The organism is Streptomyces gilvus, assembly GCF_022513565.1.
Lineage (GTDB): Bacteria > Actinomycetota > Actinomycetes > Streptomycetales > Streptomycetaceae > Streptomyces > Streptomyces gilvus.
Genome location: NZ_JAKWBE010000039.1, coordinates 1 through 15,667, shown reverse-complemented (window position 1 = coordinate 15,667; position 15,667 = coordinate 1). Strand labels below are relative to the sequence as shown.

Here is a 15,667-nt window from a genome sequence, read left to right as displayed (position 1 = left end):
CCGCCCGCCGGCGTTTGCCCCGCACCTCCACACCCTTCCCGGCCGTGATGCCGGTTTCAGTCCCCGCTGTAGTCGATGCCGGAACTGGCCTTGCTGCCGGGCCCTTTGGCGGTGGCCTTCCCCGTGTGCTGCACCCTGGCCGGCCACCGGCCGCGGCCGCCGGGCCGCTTGATGCCGGTCGAGGCCATCCCGCCGCCCTCCGCGAGCGCCGCACCGGTGTCCACGGCCTCGTCGCCGGGGCCGCCGGCCGGGTGCTGGAACAACGCCCACACCAAGGCCGCGATCCCAGCTGCCGCCTGTACCGTGGCGCCGACCAGTTGCCCGGCGTTGGGACCGTCAGCCAGCCACACCAGCGGCGTTGACCCGACCGCGGCCAGCGCCCCCACCACGATCGTGATCTTCCAGCCCTGCGTCATCACGAGCCTCCCCTGCCTGGTGACGAACCGGTCCGGCTCCTGTGCCGTGCCCGCGCCACACGTCCGCGAAACGGGCAGAACATCCAGGCGAACAGAGGGGACGCAGCACCCGCATCTGGCAGCAGATCAGGTCGAACAACCCGCGGTATGAAGACGTCGTGACCGGAGGGCTCGTCGTCCACTACCAGACCCGAACAGGACCTGCAGCAAGGGGAGTTCCGAGACGGCCTGCCCGTTCTCGGCCTGCCCGCCGAGCAGCATGCCGCCGAACAGGCCGTGGATGCGCTGTTCGCCGCCATGGAGCGGATCGGCCGGATGCACCCGTAAGACTGCTGGGCGTACCAACCTCCCTTGCCATTAGTTCGGGGCAGCTGCTGTCTGAGAAGCAGAAAGCTCGACCCGCGAGGGAAGAATCCCCCTGCTTCAGCTGGGGGAGAAGTCAACTCTGGATCCACCACCAGGTGGCGGCGACCAGGCCAGAACCCAGGGCAGTGGCGGCCCCCCGGACCGTGGCAAACAGAGGCGTCCTGACCAGCCGCTGCGTCGTCGAATGCCGCGCCATCACGCACAGCCGGCCGCAGCCGGCAGAGGTGCAGGGGACAGCAGCCGGTGCGGCAGGACGCGCAGGGCCGGGATCCGGGGGGTGCGGTTTTGGCCTCGACAACCCGCTCAGCCCGCCGGATACACCTGAATCAGAGGAGAAACCCGGGTTGGTCAGATCTTGATCACGGTGGCCCGTTTGCCGCACAGCACCGCCAGGTCCTCGGGATCCGAGGAAAGGATCGTGACGGGGCCAGGGGCGGCGAGGGCGGTGGCGCTGAGCATGGCGTCGATGGCGTACTTGTGGCCGTGCAGGCCGGCGTCGGCGAGGAGGGCGGCGGCGTGGCGGGCGATGGGCTCGGTGACCGGTTCGACCACGAGGCGCGAGAGGGTCCACTCCAGGGCCGGGCGGTTGATGCGCGGGTGGACGACTTCCACCAAGGTGGCCGCGGAGGTGATCACCCGGAGATCGTCGGCGCGGGCCAGGGCGAGCCAGGCGGTGACGGTGCGATCGCGCAGGACAGCCTTGGCCAGTCCCTCGCTGTCCAGTACGAGGGCGCCACCGGGGACGGCGGGGGAGCGGCTCACGCGGCGTTCGCTCCGCCCGCCGCCTGGTTGTCGCGGGCCTGGTGGAGCTGCTCACGCAGGACCTGGATCTCCTCGTCCGTGATGGGGCCGTGTTCGGCCTCGGCGACGGCGATGAGCTCGTTGAGGTTGTCGCGCTCGACCTGGCGGGCTACCGCTGCGGCGACATAGGCGGACAGGCCGGAGGGGCCACTGCGAGCCTTGGCGGCTTCGGCGATGTCACGCGGCATAGTGATTGAGTACTTGCCAGTAGGCTCACTCATGCTACATATCCTACCAGCTATCATCCCCGGTATGGAAGTCAGGGCCGCACAGCGGGGGCCGGGCCGGTACCAACCCGCCGGTGATCCGTTCCAGCACACGTCAGACGAACCCCCTCAACAGCTGGCCCCGCCCCGATCGCTGCCGCGCTTATGGCAGTCGCCGAGACATACCGGCCCCCGACACCGGGATGGCGGTGCGAGCACGGATCAAACGCCAGGAAGACGTGGGCGAGCAGGGCTGTCAGCGGCCAGTTCCCCACTTGCGGCCACTTCGGCTTCCCACCACGGCCACTTCGATTCCCCGCTGGCGGCCACTTCGTGTACGCAGCGTGAGGTCACCCCCGGCGGCGCTCGCCCCACCACGGCAGAACCGGAGGCAGGTCCCTGAGGCCGCGGGTCGGACGTTTCGGCATCGGCGACTCCCCGTCGTCCCCGTCCCACCGGCGCCCGTACTGGTCCGGGAGGTTGCCCCAACCCCAGTACGGAACCGGGCGGTCGGGCACCTCGCCGAGTTCCTCGAGGGGATCAATACGCTTGTCCGCCACCGTGCACAGGTGCGCCCAGTTATCGCCCATGTCGAAGACATAGGCGAACTGTTCGCCGGCCTGCAGCCTGCTCAGCTGGGTCACATGGCCGTCCACGGTGCCGTCCGGGGCCTCGCCCTCCCACCAGTCCAGCGGGCTGACGTGGGTGGCGTCGGACAACGTGAACAAGTGCAGGTGAGTCAAGTCCCAGCGCGCGAAGGCGAGATCGATGGCCGAGGCGAGCTGCGCGAAGGAGTACGACCGAGCAGCGGCGAACACCCGGCCGGGACGCGGCCACAGGTCCGCACCGTGACCCGAGACCAACTCCACCCGGATCGACAGCCAGGTACGAGCCACGTCAATAACCCCCTCATGCGCAAGAGCCGCGAGCCAGCAACGAGGCTACTGAGTGTGGCTGCCGACTGGGGAATCGAGCCGGCCGTACGTGGGGAATTCCTACGGGCCGCCGGCACAGGGCCACACGATCACGATGTGGGAGGGGGCGCTGCACTGTCTGGTCTGCCCGCCGGACGCTCAGCTGGACCCGCCTCATCAGCGTGATCGGACTGAACACGCTGGAGCTCGACGGCACTCCCTTCTCCGCCTACCGGAAGATCTACCCGGGGAACGCATTTCGGATCGACGACGAGCGGAGCGTCGTCGTCGAGGGCCGGCATACCGGGCTGTGGCTGGGGCCGGCGGTGTACGGCGCCGACGCCCCGGAACGTGATCAGCACAGCCCGGCGGACGATGCACCCCACGGGCCCGACGCCAGATTCCCCCGGCCACCCCGGCGCCCCGCCCTGCGGGGTGGGTGGTGCGTGTACACGTTTTCGGCGGTGTTTTCCTCTTCCTGGTGAGCGCACACCGAGCCCCGGGAGGCCAACACCGTGACAGAGCAGTGGAGTTGGGTGATAGTGGGCGGCGGGGCGGCGACGGCCCTGGGCGCTGCCGTACGGACCTGCGGATACCTGCTGAGAGAACACGTACGCGCCCGGGCCATGGCGGGGATGGCGCGTGAACTGTCCGCCCGGGGAGGGACGGTGGAGGTGAGCGACCAGGACGGCACCGCCTGGAGCGTGCGCCTGGATCAACGGGAGCCGCAGTGACCGCCCCTCCTGATGAGGAGTTCGACGCCCTGCTCCGCCAGTGGTACCGGCCCCTCCTCGCGCAGGCGATCTTCGTGGCGGGCGGGCGCCGCACCCTGGCCGACGACGCGGTCCAAGAAGCCTTCCTGCAGTGCTGGCAGCGCTTCAACGCCCCGCACCTGGAACCCGTGCGCACCTGGCCGGCCTGGCTGCGCACCACCGTCGTGCGTGAGGTGCTGCGGCTGCAGAAAGAAGCCGGCGCCGTCGGCTTCGACGCAGACCACCATGACCGGGCCGCAGCAGAGGTGGACTGGGCATCCTGGATGGACGCCCGCGGCGCCTACCGGAGAGTGCTGGAACGCATCGTCTCCCTCAGCGACAAGCAGCGCGAAATCATGGGACGCTGCGCGATTGCCGGACAGTCCCTGGGGGATGCCGCGAAAGAGATGCGTATTCAAGAAGGGTGCGGATCCTTTCGAGGGATAGCTGAGCTGGGAAGACGCTGATTGACGTGTGGGCGGTGCCGTCGTACTTCTACTGTGGCGAGGTGGAGGTGGGGCGCGATGGTGTCGTTGCCGGAAGAGCTCCAGGCGCGGGAGGCCGCGGCTCGACAGCGAGTGGAAGAACTCCAGGCGGAGGCTGCGGAGTTGGCCGTCCGGCTGGAGAAAGTCCGGGAGGATCTGTCGCGGTTGGAGATCACGCGGGAGACCGTCGCGCAGGTGCTGGCAGAGTTGTCGGCCGCGGAGGATGTGCCAGAACCCCAGGAAGCGCCGGCGCCTCACGGCATCGGGGTGATGGCGGTGCCGCCGTGGCGGGAGGGCCTGGTCGTTGGGGTGCTGCCGGATGTGTACCGGGACATCGTGGAGATCGTCGCTGATGCTTCGGGTCCGTTGCAGGCCAAGCAGATCGTGCCGCGGATCGGGTTGGAGGCCACCACGGCGAAGATCGAGGGGACGCGGGGGAAGCTGAAGCGTCTGGTGGAACGGGGCTGGCTGGCAGAGGACGCGCCGGGACGGTTCACCCTGGCCCGCCATGACGGGGACGCGGGTCGGGTCAACTCCCGGTGACCATGGGGCTCTTCTCCGTAGATTCGAAGGTGCCAACCAAAACGAATCGCAAGAAGAGCCGAAGAAGAGCCCCAGATGGAACCCTATGACGCCTTGTCCGAGCCTGATGGTATGCCGCCTCCCGTGATGCCTTCGAACGCCTTGTCTCGACGCTGGCCGCCGCCCCGGCGCGGGGAATGGCCCACGACGAGCTGGAGTTGTTGCTCGAACAGCGAGGACGCGAACTGCTGCGGCAGTTGATGCAGGATCACCTCGATGCGCGGGCCAGGGCGGAAGAGACCGCGGCCCGCGTCAGCGCGGGACGGCCGGTGGTGCGAGGGCCGGAAGGACGGCCGCGGACCTGGCGGGAGAGCAACCATCCCCGCTGGCTGACCTGCGTGTTCGGGCCGGTGCGGGTGACCAGGATCGCCTACCGCGGCCGGGGCCTGTCCAACGTGCACCCGGCGGACGAAGCGTTGTCGCTGCCCGCTGGCCGGCACTCCCGCGGCCTGGCCCGGCTCGCGGTCCTGGAAGCCGTGAGAGGCTCGTTCGACCAGGCCCAGGCCGCGATCGAGCGCCGGTGCGGAAGAGTACTGGGCAAGCGCCGCCTCGAAGAACTGGTGGTCGCCGCCGCCGTCGACATCGCTGCCTACTACACGGTGAAGATCCCCACCCCGTGCACCCGCGAGATGCCGCTGGTCATCCAGGTCGACGGCAAAGGCGTGGTGATGCGCCCCGAAGCCCTGCGCGAGGCCACCCGCCGGGCCGCGGCCAAGACCGCGGCGGCCGGACGGCGCGGACGGCTGGCTCCGGGAGAGAAACCCAACCGCAAGCGCATGGCGACGGTGGCCTGCGTCTTCGACACCGCCCCGGCCCTGCGTCGGCCGCACGACATCATCCACCCGCCCGGCGGCCGCAGCGAGAGCCGGACACCGAGGCCGGGCCCGAAAGCGGAGCGCAAATGGTGCACCGCCTCGGTGATCCGTCCCCCGAAACGCGTCATCGCCGACGCCTTCGACCAGGCCCAGGCCCGCGACCCGCAGCATCTGCGGGACTGGATCGTGCTCGTCGACGGCGCCCGCCACCAACTCGACCTGATCCAGGACGAAGCCTCCCGCCGCCACATCCGCCTGCACGTTCTGCTCGACTTCGTGCACGTCGCCGAGTACTGCTGGACGGCAGCCCACGCCTTCCACCCGGTCGGCAGCCGCGAGGCCGAGACCTGGGCCGCGGACAAACTCACCGCGATCCTCGCCGGACACGCCGACCGCGTCGCCGCCGAGATGACCGTCCAAGCCGCAGCCGAACGGCTTTCGGCCACCCGTCGCGAGGCCGTCACCACCTGCCACCGCTACCTCACCGGCCACCTCGACCAGCTCCACTACGACACCGCACTCGCGGCCGGCTGGCCGATCGCCACCGGCGCCGTCGAAGGCGCCTGCCGCCACCTGATCGCCGACCGCCTCGACATCACCGGTGCCCGCTGGGGACTCGACGGCGCCGAAGCCGTCCTCCAACTCCGCGCACTGATCACGAACGGCGACTTCGAGGACTACTGGATCTTCCACACGGCCCGCGAGCATCAACGCCTCTACCCCAGCCCCGACCAGCAGAACTACAGCCTCACTGCTTGATCCCGACCATCACTTCAGAGGAGCCGCACCCATTCAAGAATCGACGGCACGCGTGCATCTGCACCGCGCCCGCCAGGCGCTGGAGGACGTCCGCAGCCAACTGCGCGAGCTGGGAGTCATCGACACGGGTGAGGGGAGGCAGTGATGGTCGACCAGCGGGACGAGGAGAATGTTGCCGCACTGCGCGAAACCCTGATGGCCAGTGAACGGCCCATCGGAGCCCTTCTGGCGACAGCCCAGGACGTCGAGTCGGCGCTGGCCAGGCTCAAGCGGCGAACGAAGACCCAGCCCACCGCCCCGTCTGTGGGTCGTACGGTGTCTTCCGTTGATCGCAGCGGGACACGGGCGATGTTCGTTCAGCTGCGCGATCTGAAGGACGGCAGCCCGGAATACGCGCAGCTGCGCAACCAGCTGGTGCGTATGCACCTGCCGCTGGTCGAGCACCTCGCGCGCCGCTTCCGCAACCGCGGCGAGCCGCTCGACGATCTCACCCAGGTCGCCACCATCGGCCTGATCAAGTCCGTCGACCGCTTCGACCCGGACCGCGGGGTGGAGTTCTCGACCTACGCGACCCCGACGGTCGTCGGCGAGATCAAGCGCCACTTCCGCGACAAGGGCTGGGCGGTGCGGGTGCCGCGGCGCCTGCAGGAGCTGCGCCTCGCGCTCACCATGGCCACCGGAGAGCTCTCGCACGAGTACGGCCGTTCCCCGACGGTGCACGAGCTCGCCGAGAAGCTGGCGATCTCGGAGGAGGAGGTCCTGGAGGGCCTGGAGTCGGCCAACGCCTATGCCGCGCTGTCCCTGGACGTCCCCGACACCGACGACGCCTCCCCGGCGGTCGCGGACACCCTGGGCACCGAGGACGAGGCGCTGGAGGGCGTGGAGTACCGCGAGTCGCTCAAGCCGCTGCTGGAGGACCTGCCGCCGCGGGAGAAGCGGATCCTGCTGCTGCGCTTCTTCGGGAACATGACCCAGTCGCAGATCGCGCAGGAGGTCGGCATCTCCCAGATGCACGTCTCCCGCCTGCTGGCCCGCACCCTGGCCCAGCTGCGGGAAAAGCTGCTGGTGGAGGAGTAAAACCGCTTCCGCGGGCGCTCGCCGACCCCGGACCCCCACCAACGTGTGGCGAACTACCAGCGCGGGCGAGCGCACGCGGCTGCGTACCCGCCTGGCCCGGCGACGTGGACCCGACTGGATCGAAGCCCTGGCCCGGCCCAACAGCTCGGCGGGCAGGTGCGCGGGCACGTTTCTTGCACGATGAGAGGGCCGCCCGTTGAGGCGGTCAGGCACCGCAGTCACGCCGCGCCGGCAGCGGGCGCGCCAGGCCGGATACGGCTTCGGCCCCCTCCCCGGTGGAATGCCGGGGAGGGGGCCGGATGTGGTAGCGGGGGCGGGATTTGAACCACGCGACCTCTGGGTTATGAGCCCAGCGAGCTACCGAGCTGCTCCACCCCGCGTCGGTGCCCTCAGCGTATGCCATCCGGGAAGCGGCTGCAGGGATTTGCCCGCGCGCCCCGGCGCGGGTACGTGATGCCGTGCCGACGACATCACCGTCTCCGACAACCGCGTCATGCACGGCAACCTCTGATGCGGACGTGAAGCGTCCGGCTCTTTGGCCGGGGCCGCGCGTTGCTTGTGCGAGTCTTGCGGGCCGTTGCGCGCATGTTTTTTGCCCAGGTCCTGATCGTCACCTTCCCGCGCTGCCGAGGCCGGCGCAGGAAATGTCCGCGCGTGGGGGGTGTACGTACGGGTCACGGTCAGACCTGTGTCCCGTGTACTCGCCTGCACCGATCACACCATGCCGAGCGCGGGTGTCAGGGGCGGTGTTGGTCAGTTCTGGGTGAGGGCGTTGATGAAGTGTGTCCAGGCGGGGGTGGTGAAGATGAAGGCGGGGCCGTGGGGGTTTTTGGAGTCGCGTATGGCCATGGCGCCGGTGATGCGTGCTGCCTGGACGCACTGGCCGCCCTGGTCGTTGCTGTGGCTCGAGGTGAACCACGTCGTGTTGCGCAGGGCGTCGTCCCGGTTGGTCATGAGAATCAGAACTCCTCGATTGCCTTCTTGATCATGTTCAGGGACTCTGGGTGCCCCGGAGCGAACGCCTGCAGATCCGTGAAGGCTTCTTCGTAGCGGTCGACGTCGGCCTGTTTGCGGACGACCCAGGCGTCCGAGAGGTTTTCCAGGTAGACGATCGGGGCGAAGGTGTCGCGCTCCCGGAACTGCAGGATGGTGAACGCTCCGTTCATGCCGGGGTGCTCTCCGGCCTCGAACGGCACGACTTGGACGCGGACGTTGGGCAGGCTGGAGGCGATGTCCGCGATGTGCTGCAGCTGCTCGCGCATCACGTCGGCGCTGCCGACCCGACGTCGCAGGACCGCCTCGTTGAGGATGGCGATGAGCCGTAGCGGTGAGTCTTTGCGGTGCAGGACTTCCTGGCGCGTCGTGCGGACGGCGACGAGCCGGTCGATCTCGTCGGGGCTCAGTCCCTCGTGCGCGCGGCGGTGCAGGGCGCGGATGTACGGCTCGGTCTGCAGAAGCCCGGGGACGTACTCGGCCTCGTAGTTGTGCAGGGCGGAGGCGGTGGCTTCCTGGCCCAGGTAGGCCTTGAAGCCGGGAGGGATCACCGGTGCGTATTCGCGCTCCTGCCACCAGTCCTTCTTGGTCTTGGTGACGGTGGCGTATCCCACGAGCGTGGCGCGCAGTTCGGGATCGGCTGCGTAGATCTCGCAGAGTGCGATGACGTCGGCAGGCTCGACGACGCCGTTCTCGCCGGCTTCCAGCCGGTTGATTTTTGATGGGCTGACGACCAGGCGCTTGGCGACCTCCGAGGCGGTCACTCCGCGGGCGACTCGCAGGCGCCGGAGTTCCACGGCGAGCTGAAGGCGGCACAACGCGGGCGCGGCCGACCCGGCATCCTCGATCATCCATCCCCTCCCTGCCCAGGCCCCAGTCTGACGTTGATCGTTCTGCTGGGGCAAGGAATCTTCTGCGACACCGCGAAAAATTCTGTCCGGCCGTGAGTATCCGTCAGTGCATCGGCCGTGCATAGGAGTTCACGGCAGAAAGTTCTCAACAGAATTCTGTTGAAGTGGTTTCCGTGGCGGTGGTTCTGCTGGCATCGTGGGTGAGGCCAGCAGACAGTGCGCGCTGTGCAACCCACGGTGAACCTGGGTCATTGGCGCGCTATGACACGCCGACCGGGAGGGCCCCGGATGCTCATCGATGTGCTTGCACAAGACGGACCGGACAGTGCAACAGGCGAGGTCCTGCGGGGGCGCACCAATCTCCGAAGCCATCCTGCGACTCGAACTCAGCGCCCCACTTCTGCATCGTCGTCGACAGGCTCCGGCGATCGTGGCTCAGCATCCGCAGCCGCCGTCACAGATCGGTCCCGTTATCCCGCGCATCCTCGGCAGGTGGCGAGCGCTCGCCGTCGGGCGGTGCGTGTGCTGGTCGGCTGGGGTGTGGAGCGGGAGGCGGTCGAGAACGTCTGTGTGGTGGTCAGTGAGTTGGTGACGAATGCGGTGGTGCACGCGCGTACGCCGAGAGGACGCGAAGTGGGCGTCACACTCCTGCTGTTGGACCGTGTGGTGCGCGTGGGGGTCCGCGACGCCGATCCGAGGCTCCTGCCGCCTTTGTGTGAGTTCGCCGAGGGCATCGAACTCGCCGCTGGCATGACTGTGCCGGGTCGTGGGCGTGGGTTGGTGGTGGTGGATTGCTTATGTGATGGCCGGTGGGGGAGCACGGAGGAGGTCATCGGTAAGACGGTGTGGGCGGAGGTCCCGTGTGAGGTGGCCGTCGCCGGGAGATCCCCCGCGGCCCGGTTGCCTGCGGAGAGCGTAGGGCTGCGCCGGTCGATCGGGGGAGCGGTGAACTCTTCCTTGAAGGCGCTGGTTTCACTGCCGGAGTCGTTTTCGTACGAGGCTGTCGCTGCCGTCCCGGAGGGGCCGTCGGTCATGCTCTATGCCTGCAATTTCTCCTCGCAGGCCGCGGTCAGGGGGCTGTCGGTGCTGGGGGAGTTCGCTGAGCGTGCGGGCTGGGTGGTGGTGGATGAGGTGCATGACCTTGCGCCGCTGGATGTCCCGCGGCGCCGCCGTGTGGGATGGCTGAGTGTCGAGCGCGTTCTGGCCCGGGGGCGTGCCGCTGGTCTGCTTGCGCCTGCCGAGCAGGAGATTGCCTGGCATCCCGGTGACCGCGCCGCGCTGCGGGCGTGGCTGCTGGCCCTCCTGGCGTTCGCCGTGTACCCCATCGGCCGGATGGCGGGTGGTGGGGCGGTGTGCACCGGTGGAGCGATGCCGCGTCACGGGGTAGGGGAGGGGCGGCAGTCGTGAGTGCCCGTCGTGAACGCGGCAGCCACGCCGACCGTGAGGCCGCCGCTGTGGCCGTCGTGTGGAGTGACCTGCAGCCGGTGGCGGCGCACGACATCGCGCCCGACCTCTGTGTGGGGCCGCCGGCCGGCGGGGCGGTGCGGCCGTGTCTGCGGCAGGTGTGGCAGTTGCCGGGCCGCAGCGAGCACACACCGCATCAGGCTCGCACGCTGGTGGGCGGTATCTGCCGGCGGTGGCGGGTGGCGCGCCGGGTCGTGGACGACCTCCTTGTGATCGTTTCTGAGCTGGTGACGAATGCCGTGGTGCACGCGCCGGGCGAGCAGGTCACGGTGGCGGTGGTGCTCACCGCCACCGATGTGGGGGTGGCCGTTATCGACCAGGGCCCGCGCCGCCCGATGACTGCGCACGTTGCCGAGGCGGAGGATGAGCACGGCCGCGGACTGTTCCTCGTGCTGGCTCTGGCCGACCGGCACGGAGCGCAGCCCGCCGGTGGGGGCACGGCCGTGTGGGCCTGCCTCACCCTCCCGCCCCCGCGCCCGCTCACCCACGGCGCGCCGGCCGCGCATGCCCCCACCCCCGACGGCGCCGATGGCGACCGCCACCTTCAGGAGGGGCCCGATGCTCCCCGCGGTCATGCCTGACAGGGCGGCGATGCCCGTCCGCGGCGCGTTCCGCCCGGTCGTGCCGGTCGCCGTGCGCTGGACCTTGCCCGTCACCGGGGGCCTGCCCCGGGCGGTGGATGCGTGTGTGGCCGGTGCTTACACCGCGTGGGGCGCCGCGGAGCACCAGGCCGATCTGCTCGCCGACCTCGCCGCTGACTTCGTCACCGACGTCCTGGGGGCCGCGGCCAGCCCCTTCGTCGCGGTCACCGCGATGCTGCACGGCGGGCGCGCCACGCTCAGCGTGGCCCCCGCAACGGTCCCCGCACCACCCGTCGCCATCCACCTGCCCCGGGCGGCGGCCACGACCATGGCGTCGTCCTGGGGTTACGTCCCCCTGGCGCACGGCCTGTGCGTCTACGCCGCCGTCAACCTCACCGTCCACCGCCGGCGGGGGCAGCGGTGACCGGCGCAACCCGGCGGCACGAGACCCGCCACTACCCGGCGAACGATCCCGCCACGCCCGAGCGCGCCGCCCACGATGCGGGAGTGGTGCTGGGAAGCTGGCAGCTGTCCGCACCGGCCGTGACGGCCCTCGTGGCACGGGCACGCACGCTCGCCGCGGAGGCGATCGCGGCATACGGCGGGGAGCGCATCGCCGTCACGGTGGTCCGCGGCGAAGACCGTGCCGCGGTGCACGTTGTGTCCGTCGTGTGCCTGCAGCAGCACCCGGACGATCTGATCGATCCCGCGACCGCGAACGTCCTGCGGGAGACGGCCGAGCGCTGGGGAGCCGCCACCCGGCAGCCCTGCCTGTGCACGTCGTTCGCCCTGCTGGGCGAGGACTGGAAGAGCCGGAGGCTGTTCATCGCTCCCCGGCCCAGCCCCTAGACCCGCAGGTCCGCGCGCCCCCCGTCGCGGATCTGCGGTGTGCCCCGCCCGGCCTCCCCGCGCCGGGCGGGGCACTGCCCGCCCGGTGAGCCGGTGCACCCGACACGCCACCTCAGACGAAAGCCCGGGGCGGCGTCGCCGTGCTGCTGTCCGGCCTCGATTACGGACTGGCCATCCAGGTGGATTCGTTTCCTTCCTTCTGCGTCTGATGGCGCCAATTCCGGCCTGGATGTACTCGGCTTCGTCCGCCTGCCGGGCGGGTCGAGGTTGTGGCCGGCCTGGGTGTGAGCGACGACGTGGGAGAGTTTGCTTCCGGCTGGTCCCTGCGGATCCTGTGATCACAGGTCGGTCCACGGGCGGTGCTCGCCCCCGGCCAGCGGTGTCCACACTGGCCCGGACGGACCGTGTTTCTCGATGTCTTCGAGGACGGCGGCTCCCAGGTGGACCTCGTGGGCGATGGCTGCGACGAGCGGGTGCTGGGCGACCATCGCCTGCAGATCGCTGATGCGGTCGCCGAGTCTGGCCCGGGAGGCGCCGGTGAGCACGAAAAGCACGCGGGGGAAGACCGGGTACCAGCGCAGCCATGCCGGACCGGTGGAGGTCGTTCTGCGACGTCCGACGGGCTGGGCTTCGTACTGGAAGAGCCTGGCGTACTCGATCAGTTTCACGGCGAGGCGTTCGCTGCTCATGGTGGTGCGGTCGACCTCCACGAACGCGCGCAGTTTCCGCCGGTGTTGGCCGTCGGTGACGGTGTAGTGCAGGACGGCGTCGGCGACAAGCCGTTCCCCCTCACCGAGGGGGTGAGAGACCTCAGGGGTCCAGTCCCAGGGGCCGTGCTCGTGCCCGAGCAGGCGGGCGTCTGCCGCAAAGGCCACGTGGGCGCGTACGACGGTGAGCGTGTGCGGCGTCCGCAGCGAGGCGGCCGTCGCGGAGGTGATCGGATACGGAGGCCGGCCCCGCAGCACGGGGAAGTCCCGCGTCAGGCGGGCACCCTCGCCCGTGAGGTACCAGGCTCGGGTGCGGTTGGACTGGGGCAGCACCGTGTAGTCGACAAGTCCCTTGCGCCGCAGCTTGTTCAGTGGGGCGGAGACGGTTTGGCGCGCAACGGTCGGCCGCAGCAGATCATGGAGTTGGCTGGTGGTGGCCATGCGGTGCTGGGCCAGCGCGGCCAGGAGCTGATGGGGCAGCGGCTCGGCGGGCCCGGGAGTGAACGACGCAGCGGTCTCGGCAGCGGCAGTGGTCACGGGTGTCCCTCTCCCCGGTCAGAACGGGCTGTTACTGGCCTTTTAGGAAACCCCCCGCCCCCGACCTGATGGCCGACCACAACGCCCCGACCATGGTCACGGTGGGGCCACAAAGGCCGTGGCACGGCCTGTGGTTGGGCAGACCACGCCTTGGATGCTGCGCGCGCTCTGACGGAGTCGATCGGTCTGGGGGCGGGAGAGACTGCACCGGTCGAGGGCGATCGACGGGCCGCTTCGGTCAGTCCGTGGCTTCCGGCGGTACGCGTTCTCGCGCGCGGCGATCACACAGCGGGCAGCGAGGCAGGCGCGTTGTCTACGCCGAGGAGCAGGACGCGGTGGCCGACGGACTCGGTCACGCCGTTGGTGACCCGCTCGACGTCCAGGCGCATCCGGATGCGGCCGGCCTGGGCCGCCCCTGCCGGCGGACGCACCGCCGCCCGCTTCCGCCGCGGGAGCTGAACGAATCGCTGCGGCGGCACGGGGCCCCTCCGAACGGGTGGGATTGGCGGTTCGCATGGCGAGTGGTGAGGCGGCTTCTCTAGGCTGCGGCGGCATGAGAGGGCGGCGTCCGGCGACCGCCTCATAAAGACAGGTGCGGGAGAGCACGGGTGGAGCCCTACAGCAGGCACGGCAAGTTGGTGCGGGACCGGATTCCGCAGATTATCCGGGAAGACGGGGCCGAGCCGGTCATCTACACCGCGGGCCGGGAGGAATACCGCGGTCGGCTGCGGGACAAGCTCGGCGAGGAGGTCGCCGAGTTCCTTGAGGCGGATGAGGACTCGGCGCCGGAGGAACTCGCGGACGTGCTGGAGGTCGTGCGCACGCTCGCTGCGGACCTGGGGGTTGCCGCGGATCAGTTGGAGAAGATCCGTGAGGCCAAGGCGGGTGAGCGGGGAGGCTTCGCCGACCGGATCGTCTGGACGGGCAACCGCTGACCGTGGGCCGTCCTCGGCGACGGGTTGGTACACGACTGCGTGCACAACTGTGTACGCGGCTGGGGACGTTGGTTGGTACGCGGCTTCGTGCGCCAGGATGCGGGCGACTGGGGCGTTCACGCGTACGCGATTCACGTCTGGGGCTTGATCAGGACGGCATGGCAGACCCCGGGCAGCGGCAGCACGGGGGCATGGGCGGCGGGGGTGAGGCCGGCCCGGCGGGCGAGGGCGGTGATCTCGCCCGGGTCGATGCCGCGCTGGAAGGTCCTCTTGCTCTGGCTGGACCAGAAGCCGTCGTGGTGGGCCGTCCAGCCGCCGTCGGCGGCGGCCTTGGTGATCTCCTCCGGTGAGCGGGTGACCACGACGACATGGCCGCCGGGGCGGGCGAAGGAGGCCGCGTCTTTGAGGGCCTGGATTCGCTGCCAGGGGTCGGGACGAGACCCTTGCGTCGCAGTTTGTTCAGGGGGTGGAGAGGGTCTGGCGCGCAGCGTTCGGCCGCAGCAGATTGTGGAGTTGGCCGGTGGTGGCCATGCGGTGCTGGGCGAGCGCGGACAGGAGCTGGTGGGGCAGCGGCTCGATGGGCGTGGGAGTGTACGGGGCAGCGGTCTGGGCAGCGGCAGCGGTCACGGGCGTCCCTCTCCCCGGTCAGAACGGGCTGTTGCTGGCCCTGAGGCAGCCCGCCGCCCCCGACCCGATGGCCGACCACAACGCCCCGACCATGGTCACGGTGGGGTCACAAAGGCCCTGGCGCGGCCTGTGGTCGGGCCGACCACGGCTTGGACGCTGCGCGCGCCCTGACGGAGTCGATCGGTGTGGGGCGGGAGAGACTGCACCGGTCGAGGGCGATCGACGGCTGCTTGGGTGCCACCGGAGGACCGTCAGGGCTGCTCCGGTCAGTCCGTGGCTTCGTCCTGCGATGCCGCTGTTACTCGGAAGCCATGGAGTTCAACGTCCCAGATGTCCACCACCGGTTCGGGGGCGTCGTCCTCGACGGAGAAGCCTTCGACGTAGAAGCCGAAGAAGTCCAGCAGTGCCCGCTCGCCCAGCTCGAGCGGGTGGAAGGGCAGCGGGTAGGGCTCGTTGTCTTCGAAGGGCGGAAAGAGCTCCACGGGGTGTCGGCCGTCCCAGTACGGCAGCTCGAACGGGAACCGTTCGCCGATGTCCTCGATGATGCCGCCGTCCGGGGACAGGCTCAACGAGCGGACGAGCTTGCTGTCGTCCCACACCGCGAACGCCAGCCAGTCGACGACGCTGTGCATCGCGTGGAGATAGAGGCGTCGGCCCCGGCTGGCGGCGACGAGGTGCTCGGGGAGCTGCGAGGGCCGATTGAGCATGACCTGCCGGTCGCAGACCAGGTCGAGGCCTGGTGCCGACAGCGCGCAGACGGTTCCCTCGGGCGGATAGAGGGCGTCCACCAGTTCCCATGCCTCTTCGTTGTCCGTGGTGATGCGGTGGCCTGGGTGAAGGCGGGCAACCAGTGCCGTAGCCCGGTCGAACTGGGGTGCCGGCGCATTCTGGAGCACGTCGGCAACCGCACCGTCTGCGTAGGCCAGTACCGCGGTCTTCGTTCCCATGCC

21 protein-coding genes, 1 tRNA gene and 1 pseudogene are annotated in these 15,667 nt (G+C 69.8%); 11 read left to right on the top strand and 12 right to left on the bottom strand.

The window, feature by feature from the left end; translation table 11 throughout:
- Nucleotides 1-56: 56 nt before the first annotated feature.
- The 4 genes from MKW14_RS36825 to MKW14_RS36810 all read right to left on the bottom strand — a co-directional run bounded on the left by MKW14_RS36825 (nucleotide 57) and on the right by MKW14_RS36810 (nucleotide 2,685).
- Nucleotides 57-416 carry a hypothetical protein gene (locus tag MKW14_RS36825; RefSeq protein WP_240870525.1) on the bottom strand — a complete coding sequence of 120 codons (360 nt, stop codon included), beginning with the start codon at nucleotides 414-416 and terminating at the stop codon, nucleotides 57-59.
- Nucleotides 417-1,130: 714 nt separating this feature from the next.
- Nucleotides 1,131-1,544 (bottom strand): PIN domain-containing protein, encoded by a 414-nt coding sequence (locus MKW14_RS36820; protein WP_240870523.1) that lies wholly within the window; start codon nucleotides 1,542-1,544, stop codon nucleotides 1,131-1,133.
- On the bottom strand, nucleotides 1,541-1,804 hold the full coding sequence (locus MKW14_RS36815; RefSeq protein WP_240870522.1) for a CopG family transcriptional regulator: 264 nt from the start codon (nucleotides 1,802-1,804) through the stop codon (nucleotides 1,541-1,543). Before MKW14_RS36815 ends, MKW14_RS36820 begins: the two co-directional genes overlap by 4 nt.
- Before the next feature lie 335 nt (nucleotides 1,805-2,139).
- On the bottom strand, nucleotides 2,140-2,685 hold the full coding sequence (locus MKW14_RS36810) for an IS1096 element passenger TnpR family protein (RefSeq protein ID WP_240870519.1): 546 nt from the start codon (nucleotides 2,683-2,685) through the stop codon (nucleotides 2,140-2,142).
- Nucleotides 2,686-2,885: 200 nt separating this feature from the next.
- Between MKW14_RS36810 and MKW14_RS36805 the strand changes: the two genes are divergently transcribed.
- The 6 genes and pseudogenes from MKW14_RS36805 (at nucleotide 2,886) to MKW14_RS36780 (ending at nucleotide 7,173) form a co-directional block, all read left to right on the top strand.
- Entirely contained in the window at nucleotides 2,886-3,188 is a 303-nt protein-coding gene (locus MKW14_RS36805) for a hypothetical protein (RefSeq protein ID WP_240870518.1), read from the top strand.
- A gap of 30 nt (nucleotides 3,189-3,218) precedes the next feature.
- Nucleotides 3,219-3,437, top strand: a complete 219-nt coding sequence (locus MKW14_RS36800) for a hypothetical protein (RefSeq protein ID WP_240870517.1) — start codon at nucleotides 3,219-3,221, stop codon at nucleotides 3,435-3,437.
- Nucleotides 3,434-3,922, top strand: a complete 489-nt coding sequence (locus MKW14_RS36795; protein ID WP_240870516.1) for an RNA polymerase sigma factor — start codon at nucleotides 3,434-3,436, stop codon at nucleotides 3,920-3,922. The genes MKW14_RS36800 and MKW14_RS36795 overlap by 4 nt, the downstream gene beginning before the upstream one ends.
- 57 nt (nucleotides 3,923-3,979) lie before the next feature.
- A complete protein-coding gene (locus MKW14_RS36790; RefSeq protein ID WP_240870515.1) occupies nucleotides 3,980-4,483 on the top strand; it encodes a hypothetical protein in 504 nt (167 codons plus the stop codon).
- A 75-nt stretch (nucleotides 4,484-4,558) separates the two neighbouring features.
- Nucleotides 4,559-6,096 (top strand): annotated as a pseudogene (locus tag MKW14_RS36785) (ISKra4 family transposase).
- A gap of 144 nt (nucleotides 6,097-6,240) precedes the next feature.
- Nucleotides 6,241-7,173 carry an RNA polymerase sigma factor SigF gene (locus MKW14_RS36780; RefSeq protein WP_240870514.1) on the top strand — a complete coding sequence of 311 codons (933 nt, stop codon included), beginning with the start codon at nucleotides 6,241-6,243 and terminating at the stop codon, nucleotides 7,171-7,173.
- A gap of 302 nt (nucleotides 7,174-7,475) precedes the next feature.
- On the opposite strand, the gene MKW14_RS36775 is transcribed toward MKW14_RS36780, so the two are convergent.
- From MKW14_RS36775 to MKW14_RS36765, 3 genes are all read right to left on the bottom strand, one after another.
- Nucleotides 7,476-7,553, bottom strand: a tRNA-Met gene (locus MKW14_RS36775).
- A 373-nt stretch (nucleotides 7,554-7,926) separates the two neighbouring features.
- A complete protein-coding gene (locus MKW14_RS36770) occupies nucleotides 7,927-8,127 on the bottom strand; it encodes a DUF397 domain-containing protein (RefSeq protein WP_240870512.1) in 201 nt (66 codons plus the stop codon).
- A 5-nt stretch (nucleotides 8,128-8,132) separates the two neighbouring features.
- Nucleotides 8,133-9,017: a helix-turn-helix domain-containing protein gene (locus MKW14_RS36765; protein WP_240870510.1), complete on the bottom strand. Its 885-nt coding sequence runs from the start codon at nucleotides 9,015-9,017 to the stop codon at nucleotides 8,133-8,135.
- A 261-nt stretch (nucleotides 9,018-9,278) separates the two neighbouring features.
- Here MKW14_RS36765 and MKW14_RS36760 point away from each other — a divergent pair, with 261 nt between their 5' ends.
- Genes MKW14_RS36760 through MKW14_RS36745 form a run of 4 tightly spaced genes read left to right on the top strand, consistent with a single transcriptional unit; the run spans nucleotide 9,279 to nucleotide 11,911 of the window.
- Nucleotides 9,279-10,424: an ATP-binding protein gene (locus MKW14_RS36760; RefSeq protein WP_308314674.1), complete on the top strand. Its 1,146-nt coding sequence runs from the start codon at nucleotides 9,279-9,281 to the stop codon at nucleotides 10,422-10,424.
- Nucleotides 10,421-11,062 carry an ATP-binding protein gene (locus tag MKW14_RS36755; RefSeq protein ID WP_240870508.1) on the top strand — a complete coding sequence of 214 codons (642 nt, stop codon included), beginning with the start codon at nucleotides 10,421-10,423 and terminating at the stop codon, nucleotides 11,060-11,062. The genes MKW14_RS36760 and MKW14_RS36755 overlap by 4 nt, the downstream gene beginning before the upstream one ends.
- Entirely contained in the window at nucleotides 11,055-11,486 is a 432-nt protein-coding gene (locus tag MKW14_RS36750) for a hypothetical protein (protein ID WP_240870507.1), read from the top strand. Before MKW14_RS36755 ends, MKW14_RS36750 begins: the two co-directional genes overlap by 8 nt.
- A complete protein-coding gene (locus MKW14_RS36745) occupies nucleotides 11,483-11,911 on the top strand; it encodes a hypothetical protein (protein WP_240870505.1) in 429 nt (142 codons plus the stop codon). The genes MKW14_RS36750 and MKW14_RS36745 overlap by 4 nt, the downstream gene beginning before the upstream one ends.
- A gap of 338 nt (nucleotides 11,912-12,249) precedes the next feature.
- On the opposite strand, the gene MKW14_RS36740 is transcribed toward MKW14_RS36745, so the two are convergent.
- Together MKW14_RS36740 and MKW14_RS36735 are read right to left on the bottom strand one after the other, a co-directional pair.
- Nucleotides 12,250-13,155: a replication-relaxation family protein gene (locus MKW14_RS36740; protein WP_240870503.1), complete on the bottom strand. Its 906-nt coding sequence runs from the start codon at nucleotides 13,153-13,155 to the stop codon at nucleotides 12,250-12,252.
- Nucleotides 13,156-13,436: 281 nt separating this feature from the next.
- Nucleotides 13,437-13,586, bottom strand: a complete 150-nt coding sequence (locus tag MKW14_RS36735) for a hypothetical protein (RefSeq protein ID WP_240870501.1) — start codon at nucleotides 13,584-13,586, stop codon at nucleotides 13,437-13,439.
- Nucleotides 13,587-13,763: 177 nt separating this feature from the next.
- Between MKW14_RS36735 and MKW14_RS36730 the strand changes: the two genes are divergently transcribed.
- Nucleotides 13,764-14,090, top strand: coding sequence for a nucleoside triphosphate pyrophosphohydrolase (locus MKW14_RS36730; protein ID WP_240870500.1), 327 nt, complete (start codon nucleotides 13,764-13,766; stop codon nucleotides 14,088-14,090).
- Between the two features lie 131 nt (nucleotides 14,091-14,221).
- Here the strand turns inward: MKW14_RS36730 and MKW14_RS36725 are convergent, their stop codons facing one another.
- From MKW14_RS36725 to MKW14_RS36715, 3 genes are all read right to left on the bottom strand, one after another.
- Nucleotides 14,222-14,452, bottom strand: a complete 231-nt coding sequence (locus MKW14_RS36725; protein ID WP_240870499.1) for a hypothetical protein — start codon at nucleotides 14,450-14,452, stop codon at nucleotides 14,222-14,224.
- A gap of 97 nt (nucleotides 14,453-14,549) precedes the next feature.
- Nucleotides 14,550-14,717, bottom strand: a complete 168-nt coding sequence (locus tag MKW14_RS36720) for a hypothetical protein (RefSeq protein WP_240870498.1) — start codon at nucleotides 14,715-14,717, stop codon at nucleotides 14,550-14,552.
- Between the two features lie 266 nt (nucleotides 14,718-14,983).
- The coding region (locus MKW14_RS36715; RefSeq protein ID WP_308314671.1) for a DUF6928 family protein at nucleotides 14,984-15,667 on the bottom strand (684 nt) is incomplete at its 5' end.